Source organism: Rhizobacter sp. P3_B12, assembly GCF_056402895.1.
In genome coordinates this window covers 1-8,163 of the sequence record NZ_JBFUGN010000196.1, presented here as the reverse complement: position 1 = coordinate 8,163, position 8,163 = coordinate 1, and the positions used below count along the sequence as shown (strand labels likewise).

The 8,163-nt window shown below is 69.8% G+C and carries 9 protein-coding genes and 1 pseudogene; all 10 read right to left on the bottom strand.

What is annotated here, in order from left to right; translation table 11 throughout:
• Positions 1 to 307: pseudogene (locus AC1D01_RS13075) on the bottom strand (ABC transporter permease); the annotation flags it as partial.
• Between the two features lie 2 nt (positions 308 to 309).
• The gene (locus tag AC1D01_RS13070) at positions 310 to 1,851 is read right to left on the bottom strand and encodes a sugar ABC transporter ATP-binding protein (protein ID WP_477866813.1); all 1,542 of its coding nucleotides are present in this window, start codon (positions 1,849 to 1,851) and stop codon (positions 310 to 312) included.
• Positions 1,852 to 1,912: 61 nt separating this feature from the next.
• Positions 1,913 to 3,049 carry a sugar ABC transporter substrate-binding protein gene (locus tag AC1D01_RS13065; RefSeq protein ID WP_477866811.1) on the bottom strand — a complete coding sequence of 379 codons (1,137 nt, stop codon included), beginning with the start codon at positions 3,047 to 3,049 and terminating at the stop codon, positions 1,913 to 1,915.
• 136 nt (positions 3,050 to 3,185) lie between these two features.
• On the bottom strand, positions 3,186 to 3,629 hold the full coding sequence (locus AC1D01_RS13060; protein WP_477866809.1) for a pilus assembly FimT family protein: 444 nt from the start codon (positions 3,627 to 3,629) through the stop codon (positions 3,186 to 3,188).
• 3 nt (positions 3,630 to 3,632) lie between these two features.
• The gene (locus tag AC1D01_RS13055) at positions 3,633 to 4,004 is read right to left on the bottom strand and encodes a prepilin-type N-terminal cleavage/methylation domain-containing protein (RefSeq protein WP_477866807.1); all 372 of its coding nucleotides are present in this window, start codon (positions 4,002 to 4,004) and stop codon (positions 3,633 to 3,635) included.
• Between the two features lie 207 nt (positions 4,005 to 4,211).
• Positions 4,212 to 5,972: a secretin N-terminal domain-containing protein gene (locus AC1D01_RS13050; protein WP_477866805.1), complete on the bottom strand. Its 1,761-nt coding sequence runs from the start codon at positions 5,970 to 5,972 to the stop codon at positions 4,212 to 4,214.
• 47 nt (positions 5,973 to 6,019) lie between these two features.
• Positions 6,020 to 6,445, bottom strand: coding sequence for a hypothetical protein (locus tag AC1D01_RS13045; protein ID WP_477866803.1), 426 nt, complete (start codon positions 6,443 to 6,445; stop codon positions 6,020 to 6,022).
• Complete coding sequence (locus AC1D01_RS13040) at positions 6,442 to 7,086, bottom strand: hypothetical protein (protein WP_477866801.1); 645 nt, start codon at positions 7,084 to 7,086, stop codon at positions 6,442 to 6,444. Before AC1D01_RS13040 ends, AC1D01_RS13045 begins: the two co-directional genes overlap by 4 nt.
• A complete protein-coding gene (locus AC1D01_RS13035; protein ID WP_477866799.1) occupies positions 7,083 to 7,673 on the bottom strand; it encodes a PilN domain-containing protein in 591 nt (196 codons plus the stop codon). Before AC1D01_RS13035 ends, AC1D01_RS13040 begins: the two co-directional genes overlap by 4 nt.
• Positions 7,674 to 7,682: 9 nt before the next feature.
• Positions 7,683 to 8,163: hypothetical protein (locus AC1D01_RS13030; RefSeq protein WP_477866797.1), on the bottom strand; the 481-nt coding region annotated here is incomplete at its 5' end.

Sequence of the window (8,163 nt, the reverse complement as noted above, 5' to 3'; positions counted from 1 at the left end):
CGCCGGCGACGCCGAGCGCCGTCTGCCCCGGCGTGCCGACGACGAGGTGCGAGGCCAGGCAGTTGGCGAGCACCAGCACCATGCCGACCGACAGGTCGATGCCGGAGGTCAGCACGACCAGCGTCTGCGCCATCGCGACGATCGCCAGCAGCACGCCCTTGTTGGCCGCGGTGGTGGCGACATTCGCGGTCAGGCCGGCCGGGTGGTTGGCTGCGTAGACCGCGAACATCACGACGAAGCCGATGAACGCGAGCAGCGTGCCCTGGTGCTCGCGCAGGCGATGGGGCCAATCGCCGTTCGTCATCATGCTCAGGCGGCCGCCGGCACGTTCACTGAAACGTCCAGCGCCGCGCCGACCAGCGCGTGCTCGGTGATCGCGTCGCCGACCAGCTCGCGGCGGATCCGGCCCTCGACCATCACCAGCACGCGATCGCAGCAGCCGATCAGCTCGTCGTGGTCGGTCGAGTAGAAGAGGAGGGCCGCGCCGTCGTCCGCCAGCCGGCGCAGCAACTGGTAGATCTCCTGCTTGGTGCCGACGTCGATGCCGCGCGTCGGATCGTTCAGCAGGATGATGCGCGGCGCCCGCATCAGCCACTTGCCGATCACCAGCTTCTGCTGGTTGCCGCCCGAGAGCGCGCCGGCCGCCACGTCGAGGCCGTCGCAGCGCACCGCGAGCAGCGCCATCATCCGCTCCACCGCGGCGCGCTCGGCCTGGCGGTCGATCACGCCGCCGTGCGACAGCGCGCCGAGTGCCGCGAACGACAGGTTCTCGCGCACCGACATCGGCAGCATCAGGCCTTCGGTCTTGCGGTCTTCGGGAATCAGCGCCATGCCGACGCGCGGCTGCTTCGCGGCATGCGGGCCGGTGAGCGGGGTCGGCCGGCCGTCGATCAGCAGCTCGCCGCGGCAGCCGCGCAGCACGCCGAACAGCGCGAGCAGCAGTTCGCGCTGGCCCTGGCCGTCGAGGCCGCCGAGGCCGACGATCTCGCCGGCGCGCAACTGCAGCGAGACGTCGGCGAGGCGGTGCGTCCAGTGCAGGCCGCGCAGCTCGAGGCGCGCCGGCGCGGGCACGGTGGTGGCATCCGGCGTGCGCACCGGCTTGTCCGGGAACACGCCGCTGTAGCTGCGGCCGATCATCAGCTCGACGATCTCGGTGTCGGTCTTCGTGCCGGCCGCGAAGTGCGCGACGCTGCGGCCATCGCAGAACACGGTGCATTCGTCGGYGAGCTCGGCGATCTCGTGCATGCGGTGCGAGATGTACAGCAGCGCGAGCCCGTCGGCGCGCAGCTGCTTCAGCACCGCGTAGACCCGCTCGACATCGGCGGCGGTCAGCGCCGACGTGGCCTCGTCGAGGATCAAGAGCCGCGGCCGGCGCGCGAGCGCCTTCGCGATCTCGACCATCTGCCGCCGCGACAGCGAGAGGTCCTTCACCAGCGCGAGCGGGTGGATGTCGGTGGCACCGGCGCGCGCGAGCGCCGCTTCGGCCTGGCGGCGTTGCGCGCGGCGGTCGATCAGTCCGAAACGGCCGAGGTGGCGGGGAGGCTGGCTGATGAACAGGTTGTCGGCCACCGACAGGTCGGGCACCAGCGACAGCTCCTGGAACACGCAGGTGATGCCGGCGGCGTTGGCCGCGGCGGGCGATGCGAACGAGACCGGCTGGCCGTCGAGCAGCATGCGGCCCTCGTCGGGCGCGACGACGCCGGCGATCAGCTTGATCAGCGTCGACTTGCCGGCACCGTTCTCGCCGAGGATCGCGTGGATGCGGCCGGGTTCGACGCGCAGGTCGGCCGATTGCAGGGCGTGCACGCCGCCATAGCGCTTGCTGATCCCTTGGGTTTCGAGAAGGCTCATGGCCCGTAGCCCGGATGGCAATCCGGGTTCGTCGGCCGCAGATCCCGGATTGCCATCCGGGCTACTTGTTTACTTCCGATTGGCCCATGATCTCCTGGGCCGTGAAGTTGATCCCGCAGGTCGGGAACGCGTTGCCGACGAAGAAGTTGTCGGACTGCGTCGCGTAGAAGTTGGCGCCGTCCTTGAAGCCCGGCTCCTCCACCGTCGACAGCGGCAGCTTGATCGACTGCGGCAGCACCTTGCCCTCGAGCGCCGCGATCGCCACCTTGATCGCCACCGCCACCTGCGCCGGCCCGGTGCCGCCCGATGCGCACTTCAGCCCCTGCCCGGCGTATTTCGCGCAGAACTTGCGGAAGCCGTTCTCGGTCTCGCCGGCGAACGGCACCATCGGGTGCTTCGCGTCGAGCATCGCCTGCACGACGCCGGTGTCGCCGCCCTGCGCGGTGATCGCGTCGAACTTCTTGTGCACCGCGATCGCATCGGCCGTGACCTTCTGCGAGGTGGGGTCGTCCCATTTGCCGATCACCTCGATGGTCTCCCACTTCTTGCCGGAGGCCTTCAGCGCCTCCTGGATGCCGTCGTGCCGGTCGCGGTCGACCGAGGTGCCCGAGACGCCGCGCACCTCCAGCACCTTGCCGCCGTTCGGCGTGTTCTTGATCAGCCACTGGCCCCAGTAGGTGCCCAGTCCCTTCTGGTCGACGTTGACGTTGATCGCCTCCTCGGTGTCGAGGATGTTGTCGAACGCGACCAGCACCACGCCGGCATCGTTCGCGCGTTTGATGACCGGCTTGAAGGCGGCAGGGTTCTGCGCGTTGACGACGATCGCATCGAAGCCGGAGTCGATGAAGTTGTTGATCGCGGCGATCTGAGCGGCCACGTCTTCGCCGGTGGAGACGACCTTGTACTCCTTCAGCTTCGCGGCCACCTCGGGCTGCGCCGCATAGGCCTTGGCCGTCTTGATCATCTGGATGCGCCAGGTGTTGGCGATGTAGCCGTTGGCGAGCGCGATGCGGTACGGGCCCTTCTTGGCCGGGTACTGGAACAGCTTGGTCGTGGTGCTCCACGGCGCGAAGCACTGCGGGTCGGAGTTCGCGGTGGTCACGACCTTGGGTGGCGCGGCGAGCGCGGTGGTGCCGAAACTGCCACCGAGGCCGAGCAGCAGCGCAAGCTGCAAAGAACGGGTGAGGATGAACGCCATGGCCGGGTCTCCTTCATGCAGGTCCCGAGTCGAGACCGGGAAGRCAATGTAGCCACTTCGCCGGGGCGCGAAAACTCAGGTGAAACCCGCTCGGGCGGGACAGGGCTTGTCCCGCGGCGTCCGGCCTGGCGCCGCGTCAGTGCAGCGCGCCGGTGTCGTTCTCGACCGTGAAGGCGCTGGAGTAGCCGTCGCCGCTCACGGTGATGGTCAGCGCAGCCCCGGTGGAGGTGAGGGCCTGGCCGGAGTTGCCGGCGTTGAAGGTGATGGTGCGCGTGCCGGATCCGGCGATGCAGCTCGCGACGGCCGACGGGCAGGGCAGCGTGGCGAGGGTGGCGCCGCTGACGTAGGCGACGCTCGCGCCGGTGGCGGTGATCGTCGCGATCACCGGGCGGCGCTGGGTCAGCGAGAGGCGCTGCGCGGTGTGCAGCTGGCTTTGCAGCTGGTCGCTGAAGGCCAGCAGGCGCCACGAGCTGGTGTCGACCAGGCGGGGGAGGGCGAAGACGGCCAGCGTGCCGATGATGACGATCACCATGACCAGTTCGATCAGGGTGAAGCCCGCTTCGACAAGCCGGCCGCGCATGGTTCAGGTGCCGATGGCGGAGAAGTTGGCATCTGTCAGCGTATTGTTGTTCGAGTCCTTGAGAACGCACGACACCGTCGCATCGGCCGCCACGGCTGCGGCCGTGATGGTGTAGTTGGTCGGCATCGTGACCTGCAGCAGGGTGGAGACAGTCGAGCAATTCGCGATCGCAACGGCTGACGTATTGCCTGCCTTCTTGGCGGCGTAGTTGATCGCGGAGGCCGCGCTCAGGCTGCCGGCCATGGCGTTGAGGGCCGCCTGTTGCGCGTCCTTCTTCATGTCGATGTACTTCGGCAGCGCCGTCACGGCCAGCACGCCCAGGATGACGATGACCATCGTGAGTTCGATCAGGGTGAAACCAGCTTGCTTCTTCATGGGGACTTCCTTTGAAAGGCGGTTGTTGCCAGCGACGCCGCCCGGTGGAATCACCTCGAACGACTGGGGTCTGCGAACAGGCCCGATTGCCTGGGTTCGCTTGACTGGCAGGTGAATGCTGACAAGCGACTTTGGAGAGAGCATGCAGATTCGCGAGAGGCTCTCGTCAGGATTGCAAACCATTGCAAACCAATGCGACGGGTCGGCTCAACGTGTGCCCGGCTTCTTCGCCGCACCGTCGAGCGTGATCACGCGGCGCTGGCCTTCCATCTCGTCGAGCGATGCGCGGCTCTGCTCGGTGATGCGCTGCCAGTCCTCGGGGCCGCGGATGATGGTCGGCTTGATCAGCACCACCAGCTCCTTCTTGCGGCCGGCGTTCACCCGGTTGTTGAACAGCGTGCCGGTGATCGCATTGCTGCTCGCGCCGGGCAGGCCCGAGCTCTGGCGCGACGACTCCACCTGCATCAGCCCGCCGATCGCGACGATCGCGCCATCGGGGATGCGCACCACCGTGTCGGTCTCGTTGACGCTGCTCGAGGCGAGCGGCAGCCGGTAGTTGCCGATGGTGCCGAGGTCGATCTGCTTGGTCTTCTCGACCACCGAGGTCACCGAGGGGTGCACGTGCAGCGTGACCATGCCGGCCTCGTCGATCTGCGGCGTCACGTCGAGCGCGATGCCCGAGAAGAACGGCGTGAGCGTCAGCGTCGGCAGCGTCGTCGTGCCGGTGCTGGTGGAGGTGCCGGTGGTGATGCTGCCGCCCGACACGTTGGTGACGAAGTAGTCGTCGGTGCCGACCTTCAGCACCGCCTTCTGGTTGTTCAGCGTCGCGACGCGCGGGCTCGACAGGATCTGCACGTCGCCATGCGTCTCGAGGAAGCCGAGGATCGACTGGAAGCCGCCGCTCGCGAGCGCCAGGCCGGTCGCACCGCTGCCGGAGATCGGCAGGCCGACGACATCGGCGAGCGCCGACGACGTGCCGCTGGCGAGCGTCGGCAGGCCGTTGCCGTTGCTGACCAGCGCATTGCCGGCGCTGCCRCTGCTCTGGCCCATCGAGAAGCGGCTGCGCAACACCGACCAGTCGATGCCGCTCTGGAAGCCGTCGCGCAGTTCCACCTCGATGATCTTCGCCTCGAGCATCACCTGGCGTTCGACCGACAGCCGCGTGCTGCGCAGGAAGGATTCGATCTGGCGCAGCTCGTCGGGCATCGCACGCACCGCGATCGTGCCGGACTGCGGGCTCGCGATCACGTTGCGGCCGGCCGCGGTGCCGACCATCGCGCGCAGCGCCTCGGTGGTCTCGCTCCAGAAGTCGCTCTTCGAGGTGGTCGACACCTGGCTGCCCTCGGTGTCGCTGCCGCGCGAACGGCTGCCGCTCGACGCGGTGCTGCCGCTGCTGCCRTTGCCGGTGCTGCTGCCGCCATCGCTGTTCGCCGGCGGGGCGCCGGAACTGATGCGCATGTCGCTGCGCCCGCTGCGCTGCGTGTGCAGGTAGTTCACCATGAAGATGCGCGTCTGCAGCGTCGGCGGGAACACCGTGACGCGCCGGCCGTCGATCTTGTAGTCGTAGCCATAGACCTCGCGCAGCGATTCGAGCGCCTCGCGCATCGTCACGCCCTTCAGCGTCACCGAGATCGTGCCGCCCACATCGGGGTGCATCAGCATGCTGTAGCGCGAATCGGTGACCAGCGACAGGAAGACGTCGCGCACCTGGGCGCCGTTGACGATCAGGTCGAAGCGTGATTCGGGCGGCGGCAGCGATGCCGCGGGTCGTGCCGGTGGCGCCGGCGGTACCGGCGTGTCGGGGGTCGAGACCGGTGTCGAAGGCGGGCGCTGCGCCAGCGCGGCCGCCAGCTCGGCCTGCAGGCTGGCGTTCGGGCTGGCGGTGCGCAGCGGCTGGTCGGCACAGCCGGCGAGCGCGATGGYGATGGCGATGGCGATGGCGATGGCGATGGCGGACAGCAGGGTCACCCGATGCGGGCCCGTGCGGCAAAGCTGCGTCACTGCAGGGGACGGGTTCATGGCGGGAGATCCTTTGCGGGCGATCGATTCGGTGCCTGAGGCGGCGTGGGGGTGAGGGCGGATGTGGGGGTGGGGCGCCGGATGACGCCGGGATACAGCGGCGTCCGGCGCAGCCCTTGCGCGTCGCGCAGCCAGACGGCGTCGTCGTCGATGCGCTCGATGCGGCTGCCGCCCAGCAGGTCGCCCACCGACAGCTGGCGGCCTCGGTCCACCACGTGGCGGGTGTTGCCGATCACGGTGATGTGGCGAGGCGATTCGTCCGTGGCGTCGCGGGGCGCGCCGGCGCTCGCAGCCGGCACGGCGGCGGCCGGTGGCTGCATCGGGTCGCGCAGCGGGTCGGCGGCCGCGCCGAGGGAGCAGCAGCCGAGCCAGCAGATGAGCCAGCGGCCGAACCGGCGCAGTGTCCCGTGGCGTGTGCTCATGGCGTGCCCTCCACGAGGTACAGGCGCAGCGTGAGCGTCGATGYCGCGGACGGGCTGGCGGTCAGCTTCAGTGCATCCCAGCGCAGGCCGGGCAGGGCGCTCTCCAGCGCGGCCAGGTACTCGACCAGGTCGACATAGCTGCCGCTCACGGCGAGATCGACGCCCTGCCAGCGCACGGCGGTCTTCGTGACGGCCGAGGAAGCCGCCGACGACGGCGGATCGGCGGCGGTTGCCAGCTTGCGAAGCGTCAGGCGCTCGTGGCGCGCCAGCGTGCGCTCCAGCAGTTGCGCCAGCGCCGTGCGCTCGCCGCCCGTGGCGCCCAGGCGCTCGATGTCGGCGTCGACGGCCTGCTGCCGGGCCTGCAGTCGCGCGATGTCGCGGCGCAGCCGCATCACTGGCGATTCGGCGTCGGGCGCGTGCGTGGCCTGCGCGAGCCGGGCGCGCAGCGTGACGAGCTCGGCGTTGTCCTGCTTCAGCCGGGCCGCCAGCAGCTTCTGTTCGGCGAGGGCCGGCGACAGCACGAACGAATCCGCGGCCGCGGCCATCAGCAGCGCGATCGACGCGAACAGCATGCAGCGCTCGCGCAGCCCCAGGCCGTCGATGCGATGCGCCAGTCGCTTTCGATGGGAGCGAAGCATCATGGCTGCACTCCCGCCAGCGCCAGCGTGAAGCGCCAGTCGTCGCCGGCCTGGTCGACCTTCAGCGCCGTCAGCGACTGGCCGGCCAGCAGCGGCTCGCCGGCCAGCGCGGCGAGCCACGGCTTCAGCGCCGATGGATCGAGCGTGCGGCCGGACAGCGACAGCGAGTCGCCCTGCATCGCGATCTCGTCGAGCCAGGCGGATGCGGGCACCGTGCGGGCGATCAGGCGCAGGCGTGCCGAATGGCTGCGGCCGTCGACGATGCGACCGCGCAACAGCTCGGCCAGGGTCTGCTCGCGCTCGGCCAGCCGCCGCTGCAGCGACTGCAGGCTCTGCTCGAGGCTCGCGGTGCTGGCGGCCGCGCCCGGGTTGGCCGCGATGGCGCGCTGCAGCGTCTGCCGTTCGGCGTCCTGCTGCTGCGAGGTAGCCTGCAGCGCGCGGCCGAGCGCCGCGTTCTGGACCGCGGTCCATGCGCAGAGGGCCGCGATGCCGAGCGTGAGCAGGGCCAGCGCCTGGACCAGGGTGCGGGCCGAGAAGTGCCGAGGCTGCGTCAGCAGGATCGGGCTGAAGAGGTTGATCTGTTGCGGCATGGGTCGGCTTCAGCGGGTGCGGGGGTCGTCGCGCAGCAGCGCGCCGAGCAGCGGCAGCACCGTGCGCGCGAGCGCGCCGTCGCCGCGACAGGCCGCCATGACGCCGTCGAACACCGGGCGTGGATCGAGCGTCGCGACGGGCTGGCCGAGCTGGCGCGCGAGCATGGCGGCGAGCGCGCTGCTGGACTCGCCGGCGTCGACCGTGATGCCGTTCAGCGRCAGTCCGGGCCAGGAACGCTCCCACAGGTCGAGCGAGCGCTGCACTTCGATGACGATGCGGGGGGGCTCGGCGTGGYCTTCCTCGATGGCCACCTCAGCCCCGTAGTCGACGATGTCGGGCATCTCGCCGGCATCGAGCAGTGGCATCGGCTGCGAGAGGCTTTGCGGCAGGGTGGGGGTGCCGAAAGGGGAGGCGGCGAGCACGCCTTCCCACGCGAAGCGACGGGTGTAGAACAGCTCGCCGTGGGCGCAGATCGTCAGAATGCAGAGT

Bases quoted from the DNA above. Each gene is read 5' to 3' on its own strand.
- AC1D01_RS13060 (WP_477866809.1), bottom strand. From the start codon at position 3,629: ATGCGCGGCCGGCTTGTCGAAGCGGGCTTCACCCTGATCGAACTGGTC.
- AC1D01_RS13035 (WP_477866799.1), bottom strand. From the start codon at position 7,673: ATGCCGCAACAGATCAACCTCTTCAGCCCGATCCTGCTGACGCAGCCT.
- AC1D01_RS13045 (WP_477866803.1), bottom strand. From the start codon at position 6,445: ATGAGCACACGCCACGGGACACTGCGCCGGTTCGGCCGCTGGCTCATC.
- AC1D01_RS13055 (WP_477866807.1), bottom strand. From the start codon at position 4,004: ATGAAGAAGCAAGCTGGTTTCACCCTGATCGAACTCACGATGGTCATC.
- AC1D01_RS13065 (WP_477866811.1), bottom strand. From the start codon at position 3,049: ATGGCGTTCATCCTCACCCGTTCTTTGCAGCTTGCGCTGCTGCTCGGC.